The sequence below is a fragment of the Kosmotoga sp. genome, assembly GCF_982836095.1.
Genome location: NZ_CEYIHJ010000053.1, coordinates 1 through 1,435, shown reverse-complemented (window position 1 = coordinate 1,435; position 1,435 = coordinate 1). Strand labels below are relative to the sequence as shown.

3 protein-coding genes are annotated in these 1,435 nt (G+C 44.0%); all 3 read left to right on the top strand.

The genetic code is table 11. The features are described from left to right. On the top strand, positions 1 to 512 hold a 512-nt coding region (lexA, locus tag AC3LHT_RS05095), incomplete at its 5' end, for a transcriptional repressor LexA (protein ID WP_488662163.1). An 11-nt stretch (positions 513 to 523) separates the two neighbouring features. Then, a complete protein-coding gene (gene rpiB / locus AC3LHT_RS05090; protein WP_290645466.1) occupies positions 524 to 982 on the top strand; it encodes a ribose 5-phosphate isomerase B in 459 nt (152 codons plus the stop codon). Beyond that, positions 979 to 1,435: arginase family protein (locus tag AC3LHT_RS05085; RefSeq protein WP_488662162.1), on the top strand; the 457-nt coding region annotated here is incomplete at its 3' end. The genes rpiB and AC3LHT_RS05085, both read left to right, overlap by 4 nt.

The following is a 1,435-nucleotide window of genomic DNA, read 5'->3' as shown; positions in this document are numbered from 1 at the left end:
CTCGAGGGGTGGCAAAACACCTCGAGGCTCTGGAGAAGAAGGGATACATTGAACGTACTGGAGTTTCCAGAGGAATCAGGGTGATTAAGCAGGCAAATGGAAAACTCACAACCGATGAGAACGACGTCGTGATGCTCCCGGTAGTGGGGACAATCGCAGCTGGAGAAGCAATACAGGCTATTGAAAATCGAGAAGATTCAATTCCTGTTCCCATGTGGATGATACGCCGGGGATTTGAATATTTTATACTCAAAGTGACCGGGAACAGCATGATTGACTCCCATATAATGAATGGGGATCATGTGGTTATCAGAAAACAAGATTGGGCAAATAACGGCGACATCGTGGTAGAACTTATAGACGGCGAAAATGCCACGCTGAAAAAGTATGAGAATGATGGTCCGAAGATCAGACTGATTCCATCGAATCCCGATATGCTTCCCATTGTTGTCGAAGCAAGCAGAGTAAGGATTCAAGGAAAGCTTGTTGGTTTGCTGAGATGGTATAGATAGGAGTGAGTAAAGTGAAGATAGCGATTGCATCCGATCACGCCGGATATTCTCTCAAACAGGATTTAATCGCATATTTGAAAGAACTTGGGCACGAAGTAATTGATTTAGGCACAAATTCCGAGGATTCCGTTGACTATCCTGACTTTGCTAAAAAAATGGCAGAGGAAATCACAGCTAAATCCGGGGAGCGCGGGATACTGATCTGCGGTACTGGTATTGGGATGTCAATTGCGGCCAATAAATACAATGGTGTAAGGGCAGCTTTGTGTTTGTTCCCGGAGATGGCTGAACTGTCAAGAAAACACAATAATGCTAATGTACTTGTGCTTGCAGGTAGATTAATGGGAACAGAACTGGCTCGATGGGTAGTAAAAAAATTTCTCGAAACGGATTTTGAAGGCGGGCGGCATGCCCGGAGAGTGAAAAAGATCGAGGAAAATCCACTGGAACAAGGTGAAAGCCATAAATGAAAATTTTTTATGACAGACGGCACCTCTTACATTCTCCACAAAAAGAGATAGACAACGGTGAATGGATTGAAAATCCTGAAAAGCCATTGAGAATAGAAGCTATCCGTGAACGGATGGAACATTTTTTTGGCTACGCCATGCAGGAAAGCAAATATCATTTTGACTCATATGTATATCTTGTTCATGAACCCGAATATGTCGACTGGCTAAGGAGAAAGTCGAATGAACTCGAAACTGGAAAAGAGTATTTCCCGGAAGTCTTTGGGCATGACAGGGTTTTTGATACAGGAACTCCCATTACTAGAACAAGTTATAGTATTTCACTAACCGCAGTGGCTACCACCCTTTCAGCAGCCGATTCTGTCCTGGATGGTGAAAATATAGTTTACGCTCTTTGCAGACCTCCCGGCCATCATGCCACGCGATCTCTGGCTGGTGGCTATTGTTACTTCA